General features: G+C 71.7%; 21 protein-coding genes, 1 pseudogene and 1 riboswitch. Of the genes and pseudogenes, 5 read left to right on the top strand and 17 right to left on the bottom strand.

The window, feature by feature from the left end; genetic code table 11:
- Positions 1 to 20: 20 nt before the first annotated feature.
- The 3 genes from OG627_RS34075 to OG627_RS34065 form a co-directional block, all read right to left on the bottom strand.
- Positions 21 to 218, bottom strand: a complete 198-nt coding sequence (locus OG627_RS34075; protein WP_329071821.1) for a hypothetical protein — start codon at positions 216 to 218, stop codon at positions 21 to 23.
- A gap of 108 nt (positions 219 to 326) precedes the next feature.
- The gene (locus OG627_RS34070; RefSeq protein ID WP_329071820.1) at positions 327 to 1,808 is read right to left on the bottom strand and encodes an MFS transporter; all 1,482 of its coding nucleotides are present in this window, start codon (positions 1,806 to 1,808) and stop codon (positions 327 to 329) included.
- Positions 1,801 to 2,247, bottom strand: coding sequence for a MarR family winged helix-turn-helix transcriptional regulator (locus OG627_RS34065; RefSeq protein ID WP_329071818.1), 447 nt, complete (start codon positions 2,245 to 2,247; stop codon positions 1,801 to 1,803). Before OG627_RS34065 ends, OG627_RS34070 begins: the two co-directional genes overlap by 8 nt.
- Before the next feature lie 112 nt (positions 2,248 to 2,359).
- On the opposite strand from OG627_RS34065, the pseudogene OG627_RS34060 reads away from it, so the two are divergent.
- Positions 2,360 to 2,612, top strand: a pseudogene (locus OG627_RS34060) (class I SAM-dependent methyltransferase); the annotation flags it as partial.
- Between the two features lie 299 nt (positions 2,613 to 2,911).
- On the opposite strand, the gene OG627_RS34055 reads toward OG627_RS34060, so the two are convergent.
- From OG627_RS34055 to OG627_RS34045, 3 genes are all read right to left on the bottom strand, one after another.
- Entirely contained in the window at positions 2,912 to 3,556 is a 645-nt protein-coding gene (locus OG627_RS34055) for a hypothetical protein (RefSeq protein ID WP_329071816.1), read from the bottom strand.
- Positions 3,557 to 3,750: 194 nt separating this feature from the next.
- Positions 3,751 to 4,257, bottom strand: a complete 507-nt coding sequence (locus OG627_RS34050) for a DUF4232 domain-containing protein (RefSeq protein ID WP_329071814.1) — start codon at positions 4,255 to 4,257, stop codon at positions 3,751 to 3,753.
- Positions 4,258 to 4,401: 144 nt separating this feature from the next.
- A complete protein-coding gene (locus OG627_RS34045) occupies positions 4,402 to 5,853 on the bottom strand; it encodes an amidase (RefSeq protein ID WP_329071812.1) in 1,452 nt (483 codons plus the stop codon).
- 127 nt (positions 5,854 to 5,980) lie between these two features.
- Here OG627_RS34045 and OG627_RS34040 point away from each other — a divergent pair, with 127 nt between their 5' ends.
- Positions 5,981 to 6,595, top strand: a complete 615-nt coding sequence (locus tag OG627_RS34040) for a TetR/AcrR family transcriptional regulator (RefSeq protein ID WP_329071810.1) — start codon at positions 5,981 to 5,983, stop codon at positions 6,593 to 6,595.
- Positions 6,596 to 6,639: 44 nt separating this feature from the next.
- Here OG627_RS34040 and OG627_RS34035 read toward each other — a convergent pair whose 3' ends face one another.
- From OG627_RS34035 to OG627_RS34025, 3 genes are read right to left on the bottom strand one after another with little or no spacing between them, the layout of a single operon-like run.
- The gene (locus OG627_RS34035) at positions 6,640 to 7,695 is read right to left on the bottom strand and encodes an ABC transporter substrate-binding protein (RefSeq protein ID WP_329071808.1); all 1,056 of its coding nucleotides are present in this window, start codon (positions 7,693 to 7,695) and stop codon (positions 6,640 to 6,642) included.
- 16 nt (positions 7,696 to 7,711) lie between these two features.
- Entirely contained in the window at positions 7,712 to 8,497 is a 786-nt protein-coding gene (locus OG627_RS34030) for an ABC transporter ATP-binding protein (RefSeq protein ID WP_329071806.1), read from the bottom strand.
- The gene (locus OG627_RS34025; RefSeq protein ID WP_443073669.1) at positions 8,497 to 9,585 is read right to left on the bottom strand and encodes a FecCD family ABC transporter permease; all 1,089 of its coding nucleotides are present in this window, start codon (positions 9,583 to 9,585) and stop codon (positions 8,497 to 8,499) included. Before OG627_RS34025 ends, OG627_RS34030 begins: the two co-directional genes overlap by 1 nt.
- A gap of 124 nt (positions 9,586 to 9,709) precedes the next feature.
- A riboswitch (cobalamin riboswitch) is annotated at positions 9,710 to 9,885 on the bottom strand.
- A gap of 15 nt (positions 9,886 to 9,900) precedes the next feature.
- Between OG627_RS34025 and OG627_RS34020 the strand changes: the two genes are divergently transcribed.
- Positions 9,901 to 10,563, top strand: coding sequence for a TetR/AcrR family transcriptional regulator (locus OG627_RS34020; RefSeq protein ID WP_329071802.1), 663 nt, complete (start codon positions 9,901 to 9,903; stop codon positions 10,561 to 10,563).
- Positions 10,564 to 10,590: 27 nt separating this feature from the next.
- Here OG627_RS34020 and OG627_RS34015 read toward each other — a convergent pair whose 3' ends face one another.
- The 8 genes from OG627_RS34015 to OG627_RS33980 form a co-directional block, all read right to left on the bottom strand.
- On the bottom strand, positions 10,591 to 13,281 hold the full coding sequence (locus tag OG627_RS34015; protein WP_329071800.1) for an ATP-binding protein: 2,691 nt from the start codon (positions 13,279 to 13,281) through the stop codon (positions 10,591 to 10,593).
- A gap of 194 nt (positions 13,282 to 13,475) precedes the next feature.
- Positions 13,476 to 14,489, bottom strand: a complete 1,014-nt coding sequence (locus tag OG627_RS34010; protein ID WP_329071798.1) for a hypothetical protein — start codon at positions 14,487 to 14,489, stop codon at positions 13,476 to 13,478.
- Positions 14,490 to 14,530: 41 nt separating this feature from the next.
- Positions 14,531 to 15,817 (bottom strand): TRAP transporter large permease subunit, encoded by a 1,287-nt coding sequence (locus OG627_RS34005; protein ID WP_329071796.1) that lies wholly within the window; start codon positions 15,815 to 15,817, stop codon positions 14,531 to 14,533.
- A 3-nt stretch (positions 15,818 to 15,820) separates the two neighbouring features.
- Positions 15,821 to 16,474 (bottom strand): hypothetical protein, encoded by a 654-nt coding sequence (locus tag OG627_RS34000; protein ID WP_329071794.1) that lies wholly within the window; start codon positions 16,472 to 16,474, stop codon positions 15,821 to 15,823.
- Positions 16,471 to 18,600, bottom strand: a complete 2,130-nt coding sequence (locus OG627_RS33995; protein ID WP_329071792.1) for a hydantoinase/oxoprolinase family protein — start codon at positions 18,598 to 18,600, stop codon at positions 16,471 to 16,473. The genes OG627_RS34000 and OG627_RS33995 overlap by 4 nt, the downstream gene beginning before the upstream one ends.
- Positions 18,601 to 18,737: 137 nt before the next feature.
- A complete protein-coding gene (locus tag OG627_RS33990; protein WP_329071790.1) occupies positions 18,738 to 20,348 on the bottom strand; it encodes an FAD-dependent oxidoreductase in 1,611 nt (536 codons plus the stop codon).
- Positions 20,349 to 20,413: 65 nt separating this feature from the next.
- The gene (locus OG627_RS33985; protein WP_329071789.1) at positions 20,414 to 21,517 is read right to left on the bottom strand and encodes a LacI family DNA-binding transcriptional regulator; all 1,104 of its coding nucleotides are present in this window, start codon (positions 21,515 to 21,517) and stop codon (positions 20,414 to 20,416) included.
- A 436-nt stretch (positions 21,518 to 21,953) separates the two neighbouring features.
- Positions 21,954 to 22,325, bottom strand: coding sequence for a bifunctional 3-phenylpropionate/cinnamic acid dioxygenase ferredoxin subunit (locus tag OG627_RS33980; RefSeq protein WP_329071787.1), 372 nt, complete (start codon positions 22,323 to 22,325; stop codon positions 21,954 to 21,956).
- A gap of 143 nt (positions 22,326 to 22,468) precedes the next feature.
- On the opposite strand from OG627_RS33980, the gene OG627_RS33975 reads away from it, so the two are divergent.
- A complete protein-coding gene (locus tag OG627_RS33975) occupies positions 22,469 to 23,266 on the top strand; it encodes an IclR family transcriptional regulator (RefSeq protein WP_329071785.1) in 798 nt (265 codons plus the stop codon).
- A 213-nt stretch (positions 23,267 to 23,479) separates the two neighbouring features.
- Positions 23,480 to 26,017 (top strand): GcvT family protein, encoded by a 2,538-nt coding sequence (locus OG627_RS33970; protein WP_329071783.1) that lies wholly within the window; start codon positions 23,480 to 23,482, stop codon positions 26,015 to 26,017.
- Positions 26,018 to 26,038 lie beyond the last annotated feature (21 nt).

Genomic DNA, 26,038 nt, shown 5'->3' with positions numbered 1-26,038 from the left:
AGTGGCGAAGCCGGGCCAGGTCAAAGCGCGCCGAAGATCTTGTTGCGGGGGTGGGCGTCGATGTGTCCGGGGCGCAGCTGAAGTGACACGTGGATGACCGGGATCCCGGCGGCGCGGGCCGTGTTGAGGGCATGCACGGCACGGGGCAGGTAGTCGTCGGGCAGGTGGGCGAGGTGGTTGCTCTGGATGTCCATGAGCAGCAGGGCGGTACGGGACATGGTCCTGCCTTTCGTGTGCGGGAGCGTTGTCGGTGGAGAGGTCGCGGCTGCGGGATGTGGGTTCCGGGTGGCGATCCGTACGGTCGCGGGGCCGGGCTGCTCGGGGGTCTACTTCGCCGCCTGTGTGTCCGTCGTCGCCACACGGCCGAGCGTGCGGTCGAAGACGGTCACCAGGAGGAAGAGCACACCTGCGCCGAGCATGATCCAGGCGAGGTGGTGCATGCCGCCGGTGTTCGCGCGTTGTCCGAAGGAGGCGGCCGTGGTGGAGGAGGCGACCATCGACCCGACGTAGGCGAAGGTACGCAGCAGGCCGGCCGAGGAGGCGGTGCGCTCGGGATCGGCCTGGAAGTAGACGGAGTTCTGCAGGGCCAGGCTGTTCAGTCCCTGCGGGACGCCGAAGATCAGGGCGACGACGACCAGCATCCATACCGGGCTGTCCCCGTGGAGCGTCAGCATCACCAGGCAGGCGACGATCTGTCCGACCGCGCCGACGAGCAGTTTGCCGCGCACTCCCTGGCGCCGCCCGGAGACGATCGAGGCCCCGATCCCCAGGAGGAACATGGGGATCTGCACCAGCCCTGCGTGGAAGGGCGAGAGCCCGAAGCCCTCCTCGGTCCACTGGGTGAACCCGTAGAGGAAGGCGTAGGCGACGACGTAGGAGACCAGCGCGCGCCCGTAGGTGACCAGCAGCGGCGTGTTGCCGCCCAGCACCCGCAGGTCGATGAACGGGGTGGCGGCCCGCAGCTCCCGCGCCGCGAACGCGGCCCCCGCGGCGGCGGTGATCGCCAGCAGGTACCAGTCGCGCAGGTGCAGGTTCATCAGGAACAGCAGCAGCGAGATGAGCGTCGCGGCGAACAGGCCCATGCCGGGCAGGTCGAGTTGGGTGTCCGGCCGCCCACGCCGCGGGGACTCGCCGCCTATCTCGGCACCCGTTCCGCCGCCCGCTTCGGTGCCCGCTTCGACGCCCATGCCGCCGCCCGTTCCGGCCGGCTTGGGCAGTCGCAGCAGACCCAGCAGCACGGCCGCGACGGCCAGCGGCACGTTGAGCGCGAAGGTGGCGCGCCAGCCGCCCAGTCCGATCAGCAGGCCGCCCAGCAGCGGGCCGATAACGGCGATGGTCTGGTTGGTGACCGCCAGGGCGGTCAGCACACCGGCGGGGCTGTCCCGTCCGGTGCGGTTGGCCTCGCTGCGCAGCAGTGCCATCGCGGCGGGATAGCCGGCGCAGGTGCCGAACCCGAGCAGGACGCGCGCGGCGACCAGCACCCACAGGTTCGGTGCCAGGGTGCCGACGACGCCGGCGACGCCGACGAGGCTCGTGCTGACGAGGAAGAGCCTGCGCGGCCCGAAGATGTCGATGAGCCTGCCCACGACCGGCTGCCCGAGAGCGGTGGCCAGATAGAGCGCGGAGACCAGCCACGCGGTCTGCGAGGGCGGCGCGCCCAGGGCCTTGCCGATGGGGATGAGCGCGACGGCGATGATCGTCGAGTTGATCGGGTTCAGGACCGAGCCCAGCATCATCGGTGGCAGCAGCCGCCGGTCGAAACCGGGCTGGTCCGCCTCCCTCACGGCGTCCGTCCTGGCCTCAGTCATGAGTCAGCCGCTGCAGTACGGCCATGGCAGCGATCACGGTCTGGCGCTCCTCCTCCGTGGCCCTGTCCCGCAACCGGCCGGCGAGCCATTCCGTACGGGCCTGCCGCCCCTCCGCCACCCGGCGGTGCCCTTCCTCGGTCAGCGTGATCAGCAGGCGCCGCCCGTCGTCCGGGTCGGGACTCCGCTCCGCCAGCCCCATGGCGGCGAGCGACGCGACCGTCGCCGTCATCGACTGGTGCCGTACCCCTTCGGTGGCCGCGAGGTCGCTCGCCGTGACGCCTCCCTTGTCGGACAGGCGGGCCAGGACGGACATCTGGCTCAAGGTGATGTCTTCGACCTCGGCGGCCTTCATGATGCGGCGCCGCAGTCGGCTGATGACCGCGCGGACCTCTCGCGACGCCTGGATCGCCGAGGGCGGCAGGCTCGGGTTCTCACTCATGCCTGCCACGCTAATTTCTACAGATTTAACTGTCCAGTTTCACCTGTACAGTACGGCCTGCATGATCGCCGGTGGACCGGCCCGGCGCGGTGCCGAACTCGCGGGCGACGTCCGCCGGATCGTGGACCTGGGCTGTGGGACCGGCGCCGATACCTTCGCCCTGCTCGCCCGCTTCCCCGGAGGCGCACGTCACCGCCGTCGACGCATCGGCCGGCCATCTGCGGCGCCTGCGCGGGAAAGCGCGCGCCCAGGGCGTCAGGGATCGCGTGACCGGCGTCCTGGCCGATCTCGACACGGTATGGCCGGACCTCGGCACGCCCGATCCGGTGTGGGCATCGGCCTCCATGCACCACATGGCCGACCCCTCGCCGCACTCGACCGGCTGCTCGACACCAGCAGTTCGCACAGCGTTGTGCGCGGCGGCGATCTGGCCGTACGCACCGAACGCACCGTATGGGCCGCACGCCGCCGCTGACCGCGCGCCTGACGGATCGCCGCATTCGCCTGCGGAGCCTATGAGCGAACGCGGCAATCCCCTGCGCGCCCCAGGGCCGTTCCCACCGCCAGGGCTATTCCCACCGCCAGCGCCATTGCCGCCGAGGACCGGAGGCCGGCGCGTCGGGGTGGTGACACGGCCCGCCAGGACGATGGCCGGCGGCGCGGGTCAGGCGTCGGCGGACGCGGGCTCCTTGTCGGCCGGAGCCGCGGTGGTTGCCGAGTCGTCCCGCGTTGAGGCCGTGTAATAGACGGTCGAGCCCTGCTTGGCTCGCTCCACCTGGCCGCGGGCCACCAGACGCTCCGTTGTGGTGCGCACGAGATTGTCGCTGATGTTGCGGTGCGGGTGTGCCGTGGTCAGGGCCCTCGCGATCTCGCCGGCCGTACGCGGCTCGAGGTCCACGCTCAAGTGCTCATGAATCAGGTCACCGAGCGCACGGGGCTTCTCCCCCGCGGGCGCGCTCTTCGCTCCGCTCGTCTTCTTCGCGGAGGCGGACTTCTTCGCGGAGGCGGACTTCGTCGCGGAAGCCGTCTTGACCGTGACCTTCTTCCCCGCGGCCTTCGCCGGTGTGCTCCTCACCCGGGTCCCGGTCTTCCTGCCGGACCCGCGCGGCGTGGGAACCGTGGCGGTCCCACCGAGCGCGGCACGCATGCCGACCAGCAGTTCGTGGTCCTGCTCAAGACCGCTCAACTGCTCCTCCAGCGAGGCGATCTCCGTCCGGATGCGCTCCTGCTCGGCCGTGTTCCGCTCAAGGTCCGCGGTGACTTTCTCGGCGTACTGAGACTTCAGGGTGTTGCTCTCCGGCGTGGGCATGAGGGCTCCTCGACTGGGGGGGTTGGGTGTGGACTCTACCCATATGACCTGTGGGGATGCGGTGTGCGGAGAGGGATGGCGGTGAACGCGCGTGCGGCGCGGGGTCGGTGGGAGGGTGTTCCTCGGCGAAAAAAGACGGTGTCGTCCCGCCGCAGCAACACTGCGGCGGGACGCCACCGGTATACGGGAGGAGGTCAGGCGCCGCTCTGGACCGGACCGATGAGAGTGCCGGCGGCCACGTTGAGCCCGCCCTCGGCGAAGGACGTGCCGGGGATCTCCCCACCCGGAGCCTGGAGTGTGAACGATGCCTCGTCCGCGGCCGTACCGCTGCCGTTGTTCGGAACCTGGATGTCGAAGTGCACCGGGTGCCCCGGGCCGAAGGTCACCACGGCCCCCTGGCCGCCGTAGCGGCCGGCGGTGATCCCGCTGTCCGAGCCCTGGTTCGAGAACCGCACGTCGGTGGGCGAACCGGCCAGCTCGCACGACTCGTACCCGCTCGGCGCGGTCAGGGTGACGCGGTAGTGGCGGTGCCCCGCGCTGCTGGGCGCCTCGGTGATCTCCGCGGTGTGGTTGGCCGGGCGGCAGGCGGAGGGGGCGGCACTGCCACTCGTTGTCGGCGAAGCCTGCGCGACTCCCCCACCAGCGGCGCCCGCCAGCACGGTGGCGACGAGGGCGACGGCGATCTTCCGGTTGGTACGCATCAAAAAACGCTCCTTGCCTTGCTCAATGGCCCTGCGGGTGTGCACCGCCAGAACCATGGTCAACACCATTCCTGCCCGCCCGCCAGCGCGGGAAATGTCTCAGAACTGCCACAGCCGAGTCACCGTGTGCGGGGGGGGGGATCCTCAGTGGCCCGTGTGGTTCCCCGCCCACACCGTGGGGGTTCGGCCCGACCACGGGCTTGCCTCTTCGAGTTGGCCGGCGAGACGGAAGAGACCGCCCTCACGCCCGTAACCGGCGGCGAACTGCACACCGACCGGGAGCCCCGTCCCGGCATCGGCCGTCACCGGCACGGACATGGCGGGTGTGCCCGCCACGTTGAACGCCGCGGTGAACGGCGAGCGGTCGAAGAGGCGGTCGAGCCAGCCGAGACCATCCAGCGCCTCCGCGCCCTCGGCGTAGGTGCCCAAGGGCACGGGAAGCTCCGGCAAGGTCGGGGTGAGCAGCATGTCGTGAGCGTCGAAGTACCGTGCGAGGCTTCGAGCGACCCGGTTCCGGGTCGCGAGGGCGGCGACGAACTGGGCGCCACTGACCCGCTGCCCGTAGTGGTAGCTGGCAAGGATCACCGGCTCCAGGGTCGAGGAGTCGACGGGCCGGCCGAAGGCGGCGCCGAGTTCGTCGACCGAGGCCGTGAGATTCGCCGTCCACTGACGGGCGTTGGCCAGGACGAACTCCTCCCAGTCGACCCCGAGGTCGACCTCGACCTCCTCCACCTGGTGACCGAGGGATTCGAGCAGACGCACGGTGCGGGCGAGCGCGTCGGCCACCGGTGTGGTGGTGCGGCGTCCGCCCCAGGCGTGGGTGAGGACACCGATCCGCAGCGAGCCCGGGTGGCGGGTGACTTCCTCCGCGTACGGCCGGGACGGCTGCTGGGCGAAGTAGGGGTCACCCGGTTCCGGGCCGCGGATCTGGTCGAGCAGTGCCGCGCTGTCGCGCACTGTGCGGCTGACGCTGCCCTGCACGGCCAGGCCGTTGAAGATCTCGTCGACGTCGGGGCCCATGGAGACCCGGCCGCGCGTGGGCTTCAGCCCGAAGAGACCGTTATAGGCGGCGGGTATACGGATCGAGCCGGCGGCGTCGGTGGCGTGTGCGATCGGGACCACCCCGGCGGCGACGGCCGCGCCCGCGCCCCCGCTGGATCCGCCCGCGCTCCGCTCCAGGTCCCACGGGTTGCGGGTCGCGCCGTACAGCACTGGTTCCGTCGTGATGCTGTAGGCCATCTCCGGTGTCGCGGTACGCCCGAACGTCACGAGGCCGGCGCGGCGGAAGCGCCGCATCAGGGAGGAGTCGGCGCCGGCGACATTGCCGGCCGCGAGGCGGCTGCCCAGCTCCACCCGCCGCCCGGCCATGGCGACTCCGAGGTCCTTGATCAGGAAGGGGACCCCGGCCAGCGGTGTGCCGCCGGGGTGGGGCCCGTCGTCGGCCGGCCATGTCTCCACGATGGCGTTGATCTGCGGATTGACCGCCTGCGCGGCCTCGCGTGCGGCCGCTTCCAGTTCGGCGGGGGTCACCTCGCCCTGTGCCACCAGCTCGGCGAGCCCGACCGCGTCGAAGCGCACGTATTCGCTGACTTTCACTGTCACTCCCAACGCAAAGAACGGTACCGTTGAGTACCTAACGATACCCAACGGTATCGCATGGCACGGACTGGTACCGTAGAGGAAGCGAGGGGCCCCACCACCGACCGGACGTCACGGAGCAGTCATGGCATCGACCACCAGAAGGCCGAGCAGGGTGGCGAAGCTGCCGCCGCGTGAGCGCATCCTCGACGCGGCGGAGGAGCTCTTCCAGAGCGAGGGGATCCGTCGCGTGGGCGTCCAGGCGATCGCCGAGAAGGCCGAGACCACCAAAATGGCGATCTACCGGCACTTCGAAACCAAGGACGCTCTGGTGGCGGAGTGGCTGCGGATCGTCGCCGCCGACTATCAGGCGGCCTTCGACCGGGTCGAGGCCGCGTACCCGGGCCGGCCCAGGGAACAGATCCTGGCCATGGCCCGCTTCATCGCCGAGGGATTGCCGGCGATCTCACACCGGGGCTGCCCGTTCATCAACTCCCTCGCCGAGCTGCCCGACCGCTCCCATCCCGCGCGGCAGGTGATCGAGAACCACAAGGCCAAGCAGACCCGCAGACTGGTCGGCATGTGCGCCGAGGCCGGCCTGCCCGACCCCGAACAGGCCGCGGCCGAGATCACCTTCGTACTTGAAGGCGCGCAGGTCAGCACCCAGAACGGAAGCATCGATCAGGCAGGGGACCGTCTGATGAGAATCGTCGAGGGGATCGTGGATCAGCACCGCTCCCCCCGGGCGACCACCGGCTGACCGCCCGGCAGCCCCCGCGGCCACCTGTCCGAGGCCGCCGATGATCAGCTCTCCGGGCACCGCAACGCGCAGCCGTTCGAGTTCCTCAGGGCTGCCGCGAGTGACGCAACAGCCGCGGGATTACGCGGGCTTTCGACGAGATCCACGTAGTCGAGGACGACGATCCGGTCGTTCTTGATGGCCGAGACGTTGGCCAGCGGAGGATAGGACTTCAGGAACTTCCGCTTCTGGTCCGCGCTGGTGTCCCCGTAGTTGTTGATGACGATCACCTCGGGGTCACGCGCGACGACCGTCTCCCAGCCCACCGTCGTCCAGCTGTCCTTGAGGTCCTTCATGACGTGATCGCCGCCCGCCCTGGTGATGATGTCGTGCGGTCCGGCGTAGGCACCGGAGGTGAACGGCTTGTCCCGGCCGTCGTCGTACAGGAACACCCGCGGCCGGTCGGCTCCCTTCAGCGCACCCGCCTGTGCTTCGGCCACCTGCTTCCGGAACCGCGCGACGAGGGTTCCGGCGCGCTTCTCGACGTCGAATATCCTCCCCAGGTTCCGCAGATCGGTGTAGAGCGCTTCGAGCGGCGCCATCACACCCCGTGCCTTGCCCTGCCCGTTGCGGCACGACTCGCTCAGCAGGTACGAGTCGACGCCCACCTTCTCCAGCTCTGCCGGGGTGAATCCGTCGCCCTCGTTGAAGCCGTAGTTCCAGCCCGCGAAGACCAGATCGGCGCGGGCGTCGAGGACCAGTTCCTTGTTGATCCTGTCCTTGGACAGCCAGGTGGTCTTCTTGTAGCCGCCCTTCCAGGGGACAGACGTCAGATCGCCCTTGTTGTCGGGCATCACATAGCCCGCCATATGGTCTTCGAGCCCGAGAGCGAACATGATCTCGGTTATGCCGACGTCGTTGGTGACCACGCGCCGCGGGGCCTTGTCGTAGGTCTTCTTCTCACCGCAGTTCTCGACGGTCACCGGATAGTGGTCCCCGGCCGCGCTCGCGCTCTCTTTGTCGTTTCCGTCCCTCGGGGTGACCTCCGCGCCGCAGCCGCTGAGGACCACAGTGGCGGTGAGTGCGAGGCCGAGTGCGAGGGGACGTACCAGGTTGGGCATGGTGACGGGGGCTCCTTCAGGAGGGGGAACGGTCAGGGAGGAGACGGTCGAAGAGCAGTTGCACCACTCCGGTCTCCGGGTGCGGCACCCGGTGCGCGCGTACGCCGAAGACCTCGGCCAGCAGCTCGGCCGTGAGAACGTCGTGCGGCGCGCCGGACGCGACGATCCGGCCGTTGTCGATGACATGGAGGAGGTCGCAGTGGAGCGCGGCGAGGTTGAGGTCGTGCAGCGCGGTGAGCACGGTCAGCCCACTGCCGCGCACCAGAGCCAGCACCTCCAACTGCTGGGCGATGTCCAGGTGGTTGGTGGGCTCGTCGAGTACGAGCACCTGTGGCTGCTGGGCCATGGCGCGGGCGATCAGGACCCGCTGCTTCTCGCCGCCGGAGAGGGTCAGGAAGCCACGGTCGGCCAGATGACCGGCCCCTACCTCCGCGAGCGCCGCCTCACACGTCCGCCGGTCCTCCTCGGTCGCGCGTGCCACCGATCGCTGGTGCGGCATCCTCCCCATCGCCACGATCTCGGCGACGGTGAAATCGAACTCGTACGTCGCCTCCTGGGGAAGCGCGGCCAGCCGGCGGGCGCTTTCGCGCGGGCTCATGGCGTGCAGGTCCTCACCACCGATCCGGACGGTTCCGGCGGAGGGGCGCAGGGCCCGGTAGACGCAGCGCAACAGGGTCGACTTCCCGCTGCCGTTGGGCCCCACCAGGCCGACGAGCCGGCCGTCGCCGGCCCGCAGAGTGATGTCCTCCACCAGACGCGCACCGGCGATCTCGACCGTCAGCTCATCGATGTCGATCCGCATCACGCGCCCCCGAAGGTGTAGGAGCGGCGGCGCATCAGCAGGACGAAGCACGGCACGCCGATCATCGCGGTCAGCACCCCCACCGGCAGTTCGGCCGGCGCCAGTACCACGCGCGAGAGGATGTCCACCCAGATCAACAGGACGGCCCCCGCGAGCGGTGCGACGGCCAGCAGCCGGCGGTGATCAGCGCCGACCAGCATCCGTACGCCGTGCGGGACCATCAGGCCGACGAAGCCGATCGCGCCGCTCACCGCGACCAGCGCTCCCGTGACCGCGGCGGAGACCAGGAAGAGTTCCTTGCGCAGCCTTCCCGCGTCCACCCCCAGGGCGGCGGCGGTCTCGTCGCCCATCGCCAGGGCGTTGAGGCGACGCGCCGACCACCCGAGGTGGGCGAGGCCACCGAGCACGGCGCCCGCGGCGATCGGCACGGAGGACCATGTGGTGCCCCCGAGGCTGCCGAGCATCCACATCATCGCGGAGCGGGCGGCCTCGCCCCGCTCGGCGGCGAAGACCATGAACGTCGTGACGGCCGAGAAACCGTAGTACATCGCCGTGCCCGTCAGGACCAGTCTCAGCGGGGTCAGGCCGCGAGCGGTACGGGCGATCGCGTACACGAGCATCATCGCGAGCAGTGCGGAGAGGAAGGCCGCCGTGGACAGCGCCCAGACACCGAGCGCGCCGAAGGCTCCGAAGATGAGTACGGCGTTCGCGCCGACTGCCGCGCCGGAGGAGATGCCGAGGACGAACGGGTCGGCCAGGGCGTTGCGGACCATGGCCTGCACCGCGACGCCGACGGCCGAGAGACCGGCCCCGACGACAGCGGCGAGCACGGCTCGCGGAAAGCGCAGTTCCCAGACGATGGTGTACCCGGGGACTTCGTCGGGGGCGATGGCCCCTCCCGTCAGACCGGCCCACAGGTAGCGCGACACCGCTCCCCAGGAGAGCCCCGAGGCCCCGAGTCCGGCGCCGCAGACGAGGGAGAGCGGAAGCAGGACACCCAGGGTGATCAGCAACAGCGGCAGGGGCACACGCCGGGGAGGGGCGGGCCCGCCACCGGCGCGGGCCGTACGCGAGGGCGCGGCAGGTATGTGTTCGAGGGGCGTGACCACGGGCGGACCGCTTTCGCCTCGGGCCGTGCACCTGCGCGAACGAAGGAGCGGCCCGGACGCGGGAGCGCCCTGCGCAGCGCCTCTCGCAGTCCACGGCGAATTGACAGGAGCCATCACCACCGCGGGTAATCGGGCTTGCGAAGCCATGAGACGGCTCCGCCTACCGTTGCGGGTCAGCGCCGGAATTCGACCGGACTTCCCCCACGGGGCGTCTGCAGCTTAGCGGGTACGGGTTGTCGCCCCTCCGGGAGGAGGGGGACCTCCGCGCTAAACTTCACTATGTAAGGTGACAGCATGGAACACACCGGATCAGCCGCATCGGCCGCACGCGGACCGGCCCGCGCGCGCAACCGCCGCGGCGAGGGCGGCCGCCTGCGCGACGACATCGTCGCCGCCGCGGTGGAACTCCTCGACGAGGGCGGCGACGAACGCGCCATCACCCTGCGGTCGGTCGCCCGCAGGGTCGGGATCGCCGCGCCGTCGATCTACCCGCACTTCCCCGACCAGCCGGCCATCATGCTCGCCGTCGTGCGCCAGGAGTTCACCGCGCTGGAGAACAGCGTGCGCGCGGCGCTGGACAGGACCGACGACGACCCGCGGCGACGCCTGTACGCCGTGTGCCACGCCTATCTCGAATTCGCCCGGCTCCACCCCGAGCGCTACCGCACGATGTTCGGCGGGCTCTGGATGCCGGACCTGGGCGACAATTCCCTGACCAAGCAGGATCTGGCCACACTCGGCGACGAGACCATGCGGCTCCTCGCCGGCGTCCTCGGCGGCTGCGTCGACGCCGGCCAATCCACCAGCACCGACCCCTCCGCCGACACGGTCGCACTCTGGCTGGGCCTGCACGGACTCGCCCACCAGCGCACCCTGGCCCACGCGTTCCCCTGGCCGGAGGACATCGCCGACCGCATCATCACCGCGCTCGCCCACCTGAACACCAGCGACACCTGATCCCGTACCGCCCGGTGGCGACATCCGTCAGACGCCGAGGTCGGGCCGGTTCCTGAGCTGTCTGCGGGAGGTGATGCCGAGCTTGCGGAATATGTTGCGCAGATGGGCGTCTATGGTGCGCGGGCTGAGGAACAGCCGGGCGGCGACCTCGTTGGACGTCGCGCCGGTGGCGACCAGCCGGGCGATGTACACCTCCTGAGTGGTGAGTTGGTCGTAGGTGTGCCCGGACCGGCTGCGGGCTTTCTCGCCGGTGGCGCGCAGCTCGTCGGCGGCCCGGCGGGCGAACGCCTCGATCCCGGCCTCCGACAGCAGTTCGTGGGCGGTGCGCAGGTAGCGGCGGCAGTCGCGCCTGCGGCCTTCGCGCCGCAGCCACTCCCCGTACAGCAGATGGGCTCTGCCCCGGTAGGGAAGCAGGGGGCTCTTGTCCAGGAGGTCGACGGCTTCCCGGTAGTGGTCCTCGACGCCGGTCACCAGCCCTCGCGCGTACGCCGCGATCCCCAGGCCCGAGACGGTCCCGCCGGCTTCGGTGCGTTCGGTCAGGGATTCCAGGGCGGTGGCGGCGGCCGCGGGCTCGCCGCACCGGACGGCCGCCTCCACCAGCTCGGGCAGGGATATCCCGGTGAGGAAGAGGTCGCCGTGCGCGGTGGCCTGCCGGGCCGCGGCCAGTGCGGCCGGGTAGTCGGCCAAGCCGTTGTGCAGCACGGCCGCCGCCCAGTGGGTGTTGGCGATCAGTTGTCCCGGGCCGCGCGCGCCGGCCGCTGTGAGGACCGATGCGAACAGTTCCATCGCCTCCTCGCGGCGGCCGCGCATCGCGGCCAGTTGCAGCCGGTGGTACGTCACCGGGGGCCCGCCGATCGCGTCGGCGATCGCCGCCTCCTCGGTGATCGCCGCCATCGCCTGCCCGAGGTCACCGCTCAGCACGGCGCAGGACGTCTGCTGGGCGAGGCCGAGGCGCAGCACGAGCGGCGAACCCGACGCACGGCCCGTCTTCATCAGCGAGTCGACGACGGCCTCATGGGCGTGCGGGTCCCACAGTTCGCAGGCGAGCATGACGGCGAGCGCGGGCCGCCGAGTCCACAGGGGGCTGTCACCGCCGTCGAGTATGTTCCTCAGCAGGGGCGCGGCGGCCCGGTGCCCCTCCGTGCTCAGCAGCGTCAGCGCGTCCAGGACGTCCGGGGAGCGCGATTCCGGCGCCGCGGCCCGCGCGGCGGTCAGCACACTGTCCATCACACCGCTGGCCCGTCCGACGACCAGGCTCATTTCGAGCGCGTCCAGGAACCATTCGCGTGACTGGTCCGGGTCGGACACCGCGAGTCGCTGCGCGGCTCGCAGCATGAACATCGGTCCGTTGACATCGGTGTGCCGTACGAAGGCGATCCGGCCCCGCAGCAGATCCACCCTGGCGTGCTGGAGTTCGTCCAGTGCCGTGTTCTCGACCGTCGTCAGAAGTTCCGCCGCCGTGTCGGTGGTGCCCGCGTCGAGATGGGCCTCCACGGCCGCGAGTGTCCGTTCGGTCCGCCGGGCGGCGTCGAGCGACAGGGCCGCCGCGCGTTCGATGAAGGCCGCAGCGGCCACCACTCCCCCGCGCGACTGGGCGCGGGCCGCGGACCGCTCAAGCTCGGCGGCGACTTCGTCGTCGGGGCCGGTGCCGGCCTGGGCGCGGTGCCAGGCGCGCCGGTCCGGGTCCACGACCGGATCGGTGACCTCGCCCAGTACGCGATGAGCGGTACGGCGCTGAGCCGGCTCGGCGGCCCGGTAGACCGCGGAGCGGGCCAGGGGGTGGCAGAAGCGGACGCGCGTGGAGAAGTCGACGAGCCCGGTCTCGGTCGCCGCGGTGCTGGTCGTCGTCACGTCCATGTGCAGGCGCGTCGCGGCGGGCCACAGGAGACCCGGGTCGCCGGTGGGGTCCGCGCTCGCGATCGTCAGCAACAGCCGTGCGTCTGCGGGCAGATCGCGCAGCCTGGCCTGGAAACCTCGCTCGATCCGGGTCGGCACCGAGGACGTGTCCGGCGGCGCGAACCCACCGGCCCTGGGCAGTTCGAGCAGTGCCAGGGGGTTTCCGCGTGCCTCGGCCATGATGCGCTGCCGCACCTGGTCGTCGAGGGTCGCATGGCTCTTCGCCGCCAGCAGCGTCCGCGCGTCGGCGTCGCTCAGCCCGCCGACGGACAGGCCGGGCAGTTCGTCCAGTTCGCCCGGCTCGCCGTTCGGCCGGACCGCGAAGACCACGGCGACCGGTTCGGAGGAGACGCGCCGGGCGAGGAAGGCCAACGCCTTCGACGAAGCCGTATCCAGCCATTGGGCGTCATCGATCAGGCACAGCAGCGGGCGTTCGCGGGCCGCGGACGCCAGCAGTTCCAGGGTCGCCAGACCGATGCGGAACATGTCGGGGGCGCCCGTGGACAGGCCGAAGGCGACCTGGAGTGCCTCGCGGTGCTGGGCGGGCAGTTCGGGGAGATGTCCCAGCACCGGCGCGCAGAGCTGGTGCAGGGCGGCGAACGGCAGCTCCGTCTCGTACTCCGACCCGAACGACCGGACGATCCGGAACCCGGCGGCCGTCCGTCCGGCGTGGTCCAGCAGCGCGCTCTTGCCGATGCCCGCCTCACCCCGCAGGACCAGCACCCCGCCCCGGCCCGCACGGGCGGCGCCGGTCAGCGCGTCGACGCGCCGGATCTCGTCCTGTCTGCCGACGAGTGGACCGAAAGATTGAGCCAACGTCATTTCACACAGGTTAGGCGAGGTGCGTCGCCGTGCCTCTGGCGGCGTGTGAAGTCGTGGCGGTGATCCGTGCGGATCCCGGGGTTGTCCGCGGTGGGAGCGGCCTCGGGGTGGGCCCCGCCGGGTACGGGCGGGGCCCACGTCACCGGGCCGTCCGGCGTGGTGAGGGCGATGTGATGTCGTAACCCGCGGGACGGTCAGCCCCGGGCGACCGCGATGCTGCCCTGAAGGCGTTCACCGGACTCGTAGACCATGTAGGGCACGCCTCCCTCGGTGCCGAAGCTGGGTGCGGCGCTGCGGCCGTTGTCGGGGGCGCCGGCCGAGGAGTCGTAGAAGCGGCCGAGGTGGCGGCGGAGCGTGAAGTCCGCCCCGACCTCGGTGATCATGATGTCGCCGCCGCTCTCCTTGTCCTTGTTGTAGACGACGAAGGCGCTGCCGCCGCGGGTCAGCAGGTGCGGACCGCCGACGTTGACGGCGGAGACGTCGTTGTGGCTGACGAGGGCCTTCTGGTCGAAGGTCCAGTTCCGGCCGTCCGCCGACCAGCCCCAGTGGATGTCCCGGTGGTTGGTGGTGTTGTTCAGCATGAACAGCATCACGAAGTGGGCGTTCTTCGCGGGCAGTTCGTACGGGAAGACCCGGGCGTACGAGGTCTCGGTGGTGCCGGCGGGCAGCATGGACGTGGAGAGGACCGTCTTGTCGTAGGTGAAGGTGATGCCGTCCTTGGACCGGGCCAGCCGCGTCGTGGTGTTCTCGCCGTGGAAGTAGAGCCACATCTCCTTGGCGCTCTCGTTCCACATGACGTGCGGGGAGGAGACGTGGCTCACGGAGTAGTGCGGCTGCCAGACGTTGGCGACGACCGGGTTGTGCGGGTACTCGGTGAAGGGCCCCTCGATGTGGTCCCCGTAGGCCAGACAGATACCGCCGGGCGCGTCGTGCGGCGCGTAGTAGAGGTAGTAGCGGCCCAGCGGGGCGGACAGCCGCCCCGCGGTTCCCCGGATGCACGGGAAGATGATCTCGCCGGTGGGGTTGTACTTGAGCTGACTGGGCTTCAGAAGGGTCTTGACGTAACGGTAGTCGGGGAATCCGCCGGGAGCGGCGGCCGGGCTGTCGGCCAGGGCCGGGGAGGCCGCCGAGCCGACGGCGAGCGCCGCCGTGGTCATGGCGGCCGACTTGAGGAGGATGCGGCGGCTGGGCTGGTGCGGCTGGTGCATGGGATGCTCCGTCCCGTACATGGAGGTGACTGTGCCGGAGGTCAGAGGGCGGTGGCGGCGGTGACGCAGAAACCGCCCAGGGCGACGAACCAGACGTAGGGCAGGGTGCGCGCCATCACTTGCTGGGGGCCGACTCCCGCGTACTGCGCGCTCCACACCGTCTGGGTGCTGGTCGGGTCGGCGACGCCGAACACCTGGTTGTAGGACGCGGTGATGCCGAGGACGGCGACGGCCGGGTAGATGCCAGCCGCGATGAGGACGCCCGCGATACCGGCGCCGAGGCCGTACACGTTGAGCGGTCCGCGGTACAGGCACAGCGGCACCAGCGCCGTGAAGACCACGACGAACACCACCGGGTTCTGCGGGCTGACCTTCGTGACGAGGGGTTCGAGCGCGTCCACGGCGCCGGGGAGTCTGACCGCGGCGAGCAGGATGCCGATCGCCACGAACAGCGTGATGGGCGCGGCGGCCACCTCGAAGCCGCCGTACAAAGTGCGCAGCAGCCGGCGGTTCATGTCGCGCGGCCGGGTCGTCGTCACGAGCGCGTAGATCACTCCGGCCAGCAGCGAGGGGATGATCGCGACCTCGAAGCCGAGCGCCAGGACGAGGGGGACGACCGGGGTGAGCAGCGCGTACCACGGGGCGTCGCCGAGCCGCGCGCGGCGCTTGCCCGCCTTGGTGCGCGGGGTCTCGGTGCGGAAGGCCCAGGCATGTTCGACGCCGCGCCTGCGGGACTCCACGAGGACGAACATGACGGCGGCGAACAGCGCGAACGGGAACAGCTTGATCATGAAGCCGCGTACGTCGGAGACCGGCAGGTCGAGGGCGCTGGAGAAGAACTGCCACACCGGCAGTTCGAAGGGCATCCCGGCGGCGATGCCCATGAGGATCGTGCCGGCGGCGGTCACCTTGGGGATGCCGACGGCGATCATGGCGGGGATGCCGATGATCCCGGCGAGCATCGCCGCGGGCGCGGAGCCGGTGACGGTGCCGATGAGGGTCGAGACGACCAGCACGCCGAGCGCGACGACGGTGGGCCGGTCGCCGCCGAATTCGACGATCTTGCGGACGAGGGTGCCGGCGATGCCGGTCTCGTCGAGCAGTTTGCCGAGCCAGGAGCCCAGCAGGATCGCGATCATCGTCGCGGCGAGCAACGGGGCGCCCTCCTGGAGGACGGTGTCGAAGACGCTGTTCTCGCCGCTGAGCGGGGCGCCCGAGACGAGAGCGATGACCACACCGAGCAGGACGAGCGCGAAGGCGGTGGGGAGTTTCTTGGTGAGCATCGCGGCGACACCGGCCGCCATGATGAACAGGATGACGATGCCCATGAGTTACTTCTCTCTTGCCGGGGCGGCGGACGCGGCCAGGGCGGCGGACAGCAGCAGCGGACTGCGGCCGAGGCCGCAGACGGATTGCGCGTAGGCGTGCGCGGCGAGTTCCTCGGCGCCCGCGACGTGTGCGAGGACGCGCAGGCGCCCGAGGCGCAGGGCGGTGTGGCCGAGGGCTTCCTTGAGGGCGGCGCGCCCGGGGCCGTGGTGCAGCCTCTCGTGGACCGTCTCGTGGGCGAGGGCGGCGCTGCGGACCGAGCCGGCCGGGAACCAGGCCCGCCAGCCGTGGACGCTCACGAGGCGCTCCGCCGCTTCGATGGAGTCGGTGTACAGCTCGACGGTGGGCGGCCGGGAGGTGTAGCGGGCGAGGAGTCCGCGCTCCAGGCCCCCCGTGCCCTCCACGACCCGTACGGATTCGGCCCGTACGGATTCGTCCGGCGCGGATTCGACCCGCGCTGAGTCGGCCCGTACGGACTCGGCCCGCGCGGCGGGGGCGAGGGCGGCGCCGAACTCGGCGGCCGTCGCGGCCCAGTGGCGCAGCAGCGCGGGGTCGCGGCCCTCGTGCAGCGAGAGCGAGCCGAGGAAGCGCGCGCCGTACTCGATGTCGTCGACGGCGGCGAGCCCGGCGGCCGGCGGGGTGGGTGCGAGGCGGGTCATGACCGCTCCTCCACGATCGCGACGACGGGCTCGTCGCCGGGGCGGCCCTCCATCTCGGTGCGGGCCAGTGCGAGCAGCGGCCGCGGGTCGAGCACTCCGGAGAGGTCGGCGATGCGGGAGCCGATGAGCAGCCGCAGCGCGGGGGCGCGTACTCCGCCGTCGCCGTAGGCGGTGGCCTCGTCTACGAGGGTGGCGAGGGTCTGCTGTGCGGAGGCGACGGTGGTGGTGTCCACGCGTGCGTCGGGGGCGTGCAGCCGGACCACTCCGTCGGCGTCGACGACGCGTACGGGATGGCGCGCCGCGCGCAGTCTGCGGCGCAGTTCGGTGCCGTAGACGGTGTAGGCGGCGGTGCCGGCGAGGACGTCGACCCGCTGCTCGGGGACTTTGAGGCTCTCGGCGGCCAGCCGCAGACGTTCGGCGTCGTCGGCGCGGTGGGCGCGGTCCTGGGTGCGCAGTTCGGTGGCGCCGGTGGCGACGGCGCGCACGGTGTTGGTCTGCGGGTCGACGGTGACCTCCACCTCGACGGCGTCGGCGGCGGCGCCCTGGGCGACGACGGCCCGTTCGGCCTCGGAGCGCACCGCGAGGATGTCCTCCTGGTTCGCGCCGGGGATGATCCGCTCGACCTGTTCACGGACGAGGGCGAGGGCGACCCCGATGGGGCTGATGACCTCGCTGTGCGCGGCGATTCGGCCCTCGTGGCCGGTGGTGGCGGCCAGGTGCGGGGTGACGGAGGCGGCGCCGCCTCCCCCGCCGACGAGCAGGACGGTGTCCTTGTCGAGGCGGTAGTCGTCGATCATGGTGTCGACGACGCTCCTGACCTGGTCGATCGCGGCGTCGAGCACCCGGGTCGCGGCGGTGTCGACGTCCGTGCCGAGCGCGGCGGCCAGCGGGGCGAGGGCGGCGCGGGCGACCTCGTGGTCGGCGCGCGCGAAGTCGCCTTCGGGGACCCGGCCCAGGGCGTTGGCGGCGCAGGTCAGGGTGAGCGCGTAGCGGCCGCCCGCGGCGTCGAGCACGACGTGGTCCTCGGCGTCCTCGGGCAGCGGGCGGACCGTGGTGAGCCGCGCGCCCGCGAGGTCGTCGGCGGAGGCGAAGCAGGCGTAGGGCAGTCCGGCGATGTGCGCGCTGCGCGGGCCGACGGTGGTGACCTTCCCGCCGCTGATCCGGATCATCGAGCCGCCGCCGACGCCGACGGTGCGTACGTCGAGCGCGGAGAGGTAGGAGGTCTTGCCGAGGAGGGTCGCGTGGCGGACGGCGACCTTGCCCCGGCGTACGACGCTGATGTCGGTGGAGGTGCCGCCGGTCTCCAGGAAGACGCCCTCGCTGACACGTTCGCGCATGAGCGCCCCGGCGACACCGGCCGCGGGGCCGGACAGCACGGTCAGCAGGGGGCGGCGGCGCATCTCGTCGAGCGACATGACGCCGCCGTCGCAACGCATCACCATGAGCGGGGCGGTGACGCCCGCCTTGGTGATGGAGGCATCCACGAGGTCGGCGGTGGCGAACATCTTCGGCAGGATCGCGGCGTTGACGACGGCGGTGCGGCTGCGCTTCTGGAGGCCGTAGAGCGAGGTGATGTCGTGGGCGGCGGTCATCGGCAGACCGCGCCCGGCGGCCACCTCGCGTACCGCGTCCTCGCCTTCGGGGCGGTCCACGCTGAAGGGCTGGGTGGCCACCAGGACCTGAGCCCCGCCGCGGGCCACCTCGTCGACGGCGGACTCGACGGCGGCCCGGTCCTCGGGGTCGGCTATGTGCGCGTAGATCAGCGGGAGCCGCTTGCCGGGCGACAGTTCGAGCTTGGCGAGGGAGGCGAGGCGGCGGGTGAAGGCCCGCCCGGCCCCGGTGCCGATGCCGAGCAGTCCGACGGTGGCCACATCGCCCTCCAGCAGGGCGTTGGTAGCCTGTGTGGTGCCGTGGGCCAGGAAGGCCACGTCCTCAGGGGCGTGTCCGGTCTGTTCCATCAGGCGGTCGAGCGCTTCCACGATGCCGTGGGCGACCCCGTCCTCGTGATGATGGCTGGTGGGAACCTTCACCTGCCCGAGCAGGTCGAGGGTCGTGGCGTCTACGGCCACGGCGTCGGTGAAGGTTCCGCCCACGTCGATGCCGACGCGGATGCGGTGGGTGGTCATGGTCTGGGCACCTCCTTGTGCTCGGTCGGCGCGTACGCGGGCGGTGGGCCGGACGGGGCAGGTGGAGCTGCTCCCGTCCGGCCGTCCCGCCCTCGGGGGACAGGGCGCGCCGTGCTGCTTCCCGGTCCCCGGTGGGGTCAGTAGCCGCGCACCCGCGGCCAGTGGCGTTCGACTCCGGCCCGGTCGAGCAGGGCGGCGAAGGTTTCGAAACGCTTGTCCTCGGCCTGCACCTCGTGCGGTTGGACGTCCTCGTCGAGGCAGTGGGCGGCGAGCGCTCCGGCGACCTCGCCGATGTTCCACTCCACGGGGTGCAGCCGGTAGCAGCCGTTGGTGATGTGGGTGGTGCCGATGTTCTTCCCGGCGGGCAGCAGGTTGCGCGTGCGGCGCGGGATCAGCGCGCCGAGCGGGATCTCGAAGGGCACGGAGCCGATGTCGATGTAGTTGTCGCCGCCGGTCGAGGGGTGCAGGTCGATGCGGTAGCTGCCGACGCCGACCGCGTCGCGGTGGCGGGTGCCGCCGGTGGGGCCGACGAGGTCGATCGCCACGTCCTGTTCGGTGACGGTCGTGACGGCCTTGATCCGGCGGGACTCGCGTACGTAGGGGGCCTTGGCGAGGCCGTCCTCGCTGCCCATGACGTCGGGGCGCAGCCGCAGCCCGGGGAAGCCGGTGCCGCCGTCGGGGCGCGGGGCCTCGGTCTGGAGCCAGTACAGGACGGACAGCGACAACTGCTTGGCCTCGCGGACCGCTTCGGCCGCGGTCTGCTCGCCGGCGCCGATCAGCGGCTTGAGCCAGTAGTCGTTGAGGGGCCAGTTGACGAGTGTGATGTCGGAGTCGAAGGCCCCGTCCCGGTGCAGTCTCCGGGCCAGGATGCGGCGGAAGCCGAAGAGTTCCTTGTCGCCCGCGTCGGCGGACTGGTCGGCGCTGACGGCGAGCGGGTCGATGTCCGGGTTCGGTACGAAGGTGCGCGGCACCGCTTCCAGCGAGCGCGGGTCGGGGGCCAGGAAGCCGAGCAGCGGGCCGGGCCAGAACTCCGGGGTGTAGGCGCGCCAGAAGTCGTAGTCGGCGGGCCTGTCTATCGTGTGGTCCTCGCCCTCGTGGTGGGAGAGCGCGAAGCAGAAGGTGATGCCCTGCTGGTTGAGCGGGTCGGCCGTCTCGGGGGCGTGCGGTTCGCCGAACTCGGCGCGGGACTCGGCGCCGAGCGCGTACTCGACTCCGGCCAGCTCCAGCAACTCGCCCGTCTCGGTGGCGTCGAGGACGTACGGGGCGGTGAAGGTGCGCCGGCCGCCGCCGCGCAGGTCCTCCAGCGTGACGGACCGTACGGTGTCGCCGTCGGTCTCGGCGGCGACCGGGCGGTGCTCGGTGAGCAGGGTCAGCCGGCCCGCGGCGCGGTGCGGGGCGAGCAGCCCCTCCAGCGCGGCGAGCGCGACCCGGGGCTCGGCGCACAGCTTGCTGACGCGGCCGGCGCCAGGGTTGAGGCCGGGCAGGGCGGCGGCCTCGGCGCGCAGCGGGTACCAGTCGCGGTAGTAGCCGCGGATCGCTTCGCGCAGCGCGCGGTAGGAGGCGGTGACGCCGAACTGCTCGACCCACGGGTGTTCGTCCGGTGGGACGGCCTGGGAGGTGAGCTGGCCCCCGATCCAGTCGGTCTCCTCGGTGAGGACGACCGTGCGGCCGGCGCGGCAGGCGGCGAGGGCGGCGGCGACACCGCCGAGTCCGCCGCCGACGACGAGGATGTCGGGTTGGCTGGTCACGGTTGGTTCTCCTTGTGGTGCGTTGTGATGCGGGTGATGCGGGTGATGCGGTCGTACGGGGATGGTCAGGGGCGGCGGGGCGGCGCTCCCGCCGTGGCGCCGGTCCTGAAGGGGCAGGTGACGAGCGGTTCGTCGGCCTCCTCCCCCGCGACCAGGGCGGCGAGCAGCCGTACGGCGGCGGCGCCGAGCTGGGGCCGGGGGATGTCGAAACCGGTGGGGACCGCTTCCGCCGCGAGATCGGCGGGCGGGCTGCCGAGCAGGGCGAGGCTCAGCTCGCCGGGGCAGTCGAGACCGGCCTCACGGATGGCGGCGCGCAGGGCCCGCCACGGGCTGCCGGTGTCGGTCTCCTCGGCGACGAAGGCGGTCACGCCCTCGTCGAGCCACTGCCGCAGCCGCTCGGGGGTGAGCGTGCGCGCGGGGTCGGCGGTACGGAAGACCGCGTCGGGACCTGCGGGCAGTCCGGCGTCCTCCAGACCCTTGAGGAAGCCGTACTCACGGTCGGTGGAGGCGGGCGCGTCGTCGTCCTCGCGGACCAGCACGACGCGCCGGTGGCCGAGCGCGGCGAGCCGGGTGACGACCTCGTGGCTCGCGCTCACGTAGTCGGCGCCGACCCAGGCCAGGCCCTCCAGTTCGTCCCTGCGGCCCACGTGGACGGCGGGAAAACCATCCCCCACCAGGCGCCGCAGCTCCTCGGTGGGCGCGTGACGGCCCAGGAAGAGACAGCCGTCGGCGAGCCTGACCCGGCTGAGCGCGTCCGGTCCTGCGGCAGCCGCGCCGCCGGAGCTGGACCCGGTGAACAGGACGAGGTCGTAGCCGCGTGCGGCGGCCTCCCGCTCCACGCCGATCAGGAAGGGGTAGTACGAGTGCTGCACGTCCGTGGGGAAGGTCGCGGTGAAGCTGAAGACGCCGAGCAGGTCGTTGCGCGCGGCGGCGAGTCTGCGGGCCGCCGGGTCGGGCACGTAACCGAGGCTGTTGGCCGCGTCGAGCACCTTCTGCCGCGTCTCCGCCGAGATGGCGGCGCCCTGCTTCTTGCCGCCGAGCACGAGCGAGACCGTGGCCTGCGAGACCCCGGCCAGCCGCGCCACCTCGGCCTGGCGCGGCCGTGAGGTGCGGCGGCCCGGGGGCGCGGGGGTGCGTCCTGGCCTGGCTCGCTTGCGTGGTTCCTCCACCGGCACTCCTCCTCGGAAACGACCGTCCGATGACGGTCCGATGACCCGCCATCGGTCGTTAATGCGCATTACTGATGCGCATTAACGAGCACTCTGGGCATCGGGGAGGCTCACGTCAAGAGAATGGACAGGACTTTCCGGCCGGGCATTCCGCTCACTGCTGCCCGGCCGTACGGTGCGATCACCCGCGGATCCCGTGCGCGCGGCGGCCCGGCGCGACGGCCCGGCGCGGCCGCCCGGGCGCGGATGTCTGACGCGGATGTCTGACGCGGATGTCTGACGCGGATGTCTGACGCGGATGATGCCGTCGCCGTACGGCGACGGCCCGGAGCCGGCCCCCGTCTTGAACGGGGGCCGGCTCACCGTGCGTTGTCCGGGCGGCGCCGGAGGGCCTCCCGAGCGGAGTCGCTGGACGCCACCAAGAAGGTGGCGGGCCTCACCCGATGCCGCCCTCCCCCAACGCCGCCACACCGGCCGCGCCCACCGCACCGGCCACGGCGGGCGCCGGAGCGCCGGTCAGGACGTGGATGACGCCGTCGACGACTTCGACCCGGTGGGTGCGGACGGGCACGTGGGCGGGCGGGCACGTGGCGCGTCCGGTGCGCAGGTCGAACGCCGCCCCGTGCAGGGGGCATTCGACCTGGCAGTTCTCGATCCAGCCCTCGGAGAGCGAGGCGTCCTGGTGTGTGCAGGTGTCGTCGATCGCGTACAGCTCGCCATCGGCGTTGATCACGGCGATCGGCGGTTCCGTATCGATACGGACGGCCTCGCCCTCGGGCAGGTCCTCAAGACGGCAGACGGGAAACACTGGCCCCCCTCACACGATCCAAATACGGTTGCACATGATGCATCGCGGGGCGCGATGCGCAACAGAATCCTGGCCGGACGCCCGGCCGTCAAGGGCTTCCAGAGATGACGGCCGGATCGATTCGCGGGTGATGGGACCGGAACATGGTGAACACAACTGAAGAGACGAACGAGGCGAAGCGGAGCACGGCCGGATCCGTTCAGTCCGTCGACCGGGCGGTGAGCGTACTGGAGATCCTCGCCGCGCGGGGCGAGGCCGGAGTCACCGCCATAGCCGACGAGTTGGGTGTGCACAGATCCACCGCGTTCCGGCTGCTCGGGGTGTTGGAGAGCCGTGGTCTCGTCGGCCAGGAGAAGGACCGGGGGAAGTACTACCTGGCCGCCGGGGTACTGCGGCTGGCCGGCGCCGCCGCGCTGCGGCTGGACATCTCGCAGGAGGGCGTCGCCGTGCTGCGGGCGCTGGCCGAGGACACCGGGGAGACGGCGAACATCGCGATTCTGGACAAGGACGCGGCCGTCAACATCATGCAGGCGCGCGGATCCGCCGCCGTCACCGCGCACAACTGGCTGGGACGGCGGTTCGCGCTGCACGCGACGGCCACCGGGAAGGTACTTCTGGCCAACCTCCCCGAGGGGCGGCGCGAGGAGATCCTGGCGCGCGGGCCGGAGCGTTTCACCGAGCGGACGATCACCGGCCGGACCGCTCTGCGGGCCGAGTTGGCGACCGTGGCGGAGCAGGGGCACGCCCGTACCGTGGAGGAGCTGGAGAGCGGGCTGAACGCCGTCGGGGCCGAGGTCAGGAGGTTCGACGGCTCGGTCGTCGGAGCGATCGGGGTGTCCGGTCCGGCGTACCGGATGACCGAGGAATCGCTGTCCGGGGCGGCGCGCAAGGTGGTGGAGGCGGCCCAGGAGCTGTCCCGGCGCATGGGGCACGGCGGCTGACACCCGGGCCTGGCGCGGGACGGACGGCGGCGGGAGCGGGACGCGGCCGAACGCGGCGACGGAGACGTGGGACGGATCGGATCCGGCCTTTACCCGTACGTGACGGTGCGCCCTTGACACCCGCCCCCGCCGTTCTCAGGATGCCTCTCAGAGCGCAACACGTACCGCACCGCGCAACAGCACACCCCCGACCGCAATGATCCGAGGAGGGGTATGTCCAGCACGTCCACCACCGCCGCGGGTACGTCCGCCACCGCCGCGTGCACGTCCACCGCCACGGGTACGTCCGCCACCACGGCGAGCCCGCCCGGCACCGCGGCGCGCGTCGTCGTCATCGGAGCCGGCATCGTCGGCTGCTGCCTCGCCGAGGAACTCACCGCCCGTGGCTGGTCCGAGGTGACCGTCCTCGACCAGGGACCGCTGCCCGCCCCCGGCGGTTCCACCTCGCACGCCCCCGGCCTGCTCTTCCGGACCAATCCGTCCAGGACGATGACCGGGTTCGCCGCGTACACGGCGGAACGGTTCCACCGGCTCGTCGAGGACGGTCTGCCCTGCTTCGACCCGGTGGGCGGTCTGGAGATCGCCACCACTGCCGAGCGCTGGGCCGATCTGCACCGGAAGGCCGGCTGGGCCGCCTCCTGGGGCGTGGCGGGCGAGCTGATCACTCCGCGCCGGTGTGCCGAGCTGTGGCCGCTGCTCGATCCCGACCGGCTCCTCGGTGGCTTCCACACCCCGGACGACGGCCTGGTGCGCGCCGTACCCGCCTGTCGCGCGCTGATCCGCCAGGCGGAGGAACGCGGCGCGCGCTTCCTGGAGCGGCACACGGTCACCGGCATCGACCGGGCGGACGGCCGGGTCACCGGTGTGGTGACCGACCGGGGGACCTTCCCCGCCGACATCGTGATCTCGGCGGCCGGTCTCTGGGGGCCGGTGATCGGGCAACTGGCCGGTGTGCCCGTGCCGTTGCTTCCGCTGGCCCACCAGTACGCGAAGAGCGCGCCGCTGCCCGGACGCGGTGCGCCCGACGGGGAACACGCGCGGAGCGGACGGCCGATCCTGCGGTTCCAGGACGCCGATCTGTACTTCCGCGAGCACGACGACCGGATCGGCATCGGCTCGTACGACCACCGGCCGCTGCCCGTCGACCCGTTCACCCTGCCCGCGTACGACGCGGCCGCGGTGATGCCGTCCTCGCTGCCCTTCACACCGGGCGACTTCACCCGGGCCTGGGAGGAGTCGGGACGGCTGCTGCCGGCCCTCGCCGGCAGCAGCGTCGAGGAGGGCTTCAACGGGGTCTTCTCCTTCACCGCCGACGGGATGCCGGTCCTCGGCGAATCGCGTGAACTGCGCGGGTTCTGGCTGGCCGAGGCCGTGTGGATCACTCACTCGGCCGGGGTCGCGAAGGCCGTCGCGCAGTGGCTGACCGACGGCCGGCCCTCGGTCGACGTCCACGCGTGCGATCTGCGGCGCTTCGAGGACGTCCAGCTCTCGCCCGCGTACGTCGCGGAGCGCGGCGCGCGGCAGTTCGACGAGGTGTACGACATCGTCCACCCGCTCCAGCCCGCCGAGTTGGCCCGGTCGCTGCGCGTCCCGCCCTTCCACGGACGGCAGCGGGAGCTGGGCGCGGTCCTTCTGGAGAGCGCGGGGTGGGAGCGTCCGCAGTGGTACGAGGCGAACGCCCCGCTCGCCGGATCGCTCGAACTCCCGCCGCGTGACGCCTGGTCGGCCCGGTTCTGGTCGCCGGTCGTGGCGGCCGAGGCGCGGGCCACCCGCGAGCGGGTCGCGCTGTACGACATGACGCCGCTGCGGCGACTGGAGGTCACGGGCCCCGGAGCGCTCGCGTTCCTCCAGCGGATGACCACCAACCAGCTGGCGAAGAGGCCCGGGGCCGTCACGTACACCCTGCTGCTGGACGAGGCGGGCGGGATCCGCAGCGATCTGACCGTCGCGCGGCTCGGCGAGCGGCGGTTCCAGGTCGGTGCCAACAGCGCCCGGGACCTGGACTGGCTGCTGCGACACGCCCCGGCGGACGTGCGGGTCCGGGACATCACGTCGGGCACCTGCTGCGTCGGTGTCTGGGGGCCGCTCGCCCGCGAGCTGGTGCAGCCGCTGACCGGCGACGACTTCTCCCACAAGGGCTTCGGCTACTTCCGGTGCCGCGAGACGTACATCGGCCATGTGCCGGTGACCGCGATGCGGCTGAGCTACGTCGGTGAGCTGGGCTGGGAGCTGTACACGAGCGCCGATCTCGGGCTGCGGCTGTGGGACACCCTGTGGGCGGCGGGCCGGGGGCTCGGTGTGATCGCCGCCGGACGCGGCGCCTTCGACAGCCTCCGGCTGGAGAAGGGCTACCGCGCCTGGGGACAGGACATGACGAGCGAGCACAACCCGTACGAGGCGGGTCTCGGCTTCGCGGTCCGCCCGGACAAGGGCGAGTTCACCGGCCGCGCCGCGCTCGCCGGGCTGTCGGAGGAGACCGTCACCCGCCGGCTGACGTGTCTGACCCTGGACGACCCGGCGGCGGTGGTGCTCGGGAAGGAGCCGGTGTACGTGGACGGGGCGCCCGTCGGCTACGTCACCAGCGCCGGCTACGGCTACTCGATCGGCCGGACCGTCGCCTACGCCTGGCTGCCGGCCGCCGACTCCGTACCGGGGACGGCCGTGTCCGTCGAGTACTTCGGGGAGAAGGTTCCGGCGACCGTCGCGCGCGAGCCGCTGTTCGACCCGGAGATGGCCCGTATCCGCCGCTGACACCACCGATCTTCCGGAGGG

It is taken from the genome of Streptomyces sp. NBC_01429 (assembly GCF_036231945.1).
In the GTDB taxonomy this organism is placed as follows: Bacteria; Actinomycetota; Actinomycetes; order Streptomycetales; family Streptomycetaceae; genus Streptomyces.
This window is presented reverse-complemented; position numbering and strand designations above follow the sequence as displayed.